1 pseudogene is annotated in these 341 nt (G+C 40.2%); it reads right to left on the bottom strand.

The window, feature by feature from the left end:
• Positions 1–116: 116 nt before the first annotated feature.
• A pseudogene (locus HMPREF2907_RS03995) lies at positions 117–341 on the bottom strand (hypothetical protein); the annotation flags it as partial.

The raw sequence follows: 341 nt of genomic DNA, 5'->3' as shown, positions 1-341 counted from the left end.
TCCAGCTCCGTTTCAGCGGGAATTTTACCTTTAAGGCATTCAGAAAACATTTTGTCATACGTTTCACGCGGCAATAATGCAAATGTATCTGTCATCGTTCCAACGCGATAATCATGTCAGGTGTCTTTCAGCAAATCATAGGTCAAATCTGAACTGCCTTTTAATGCAGTTGCAAAAAGTTCGACACAATCGTCAGCCGTCAAGCCGTCATTCAGCGCATTCATATGCCGCCACATCCGCATAAAAATTTCTCGGATTTCTTTCGGGCTTAACGCCGAAATTTCATTTAAAATTCTATCTGTCATATTCACTTCTTTAACTTCTTGAATCATCACTCTTCT

This window comes from Neisseria sp. HMSC055H02 (assembly GCF_001813335.1).
In the GTDB taxonomy this organism is placed as follows: Bacteria; Pseudomonadota; Gammaproteobacteria; order Burkholderiales; family Neisseriaceae; genus Neisseria; species Neisseria sicca_C.
The sequence above is the reverse complement of the archived record's forward strand: the minus strand, read 5'-3'. Positions and strand labels throughout refer to the sequence as shown.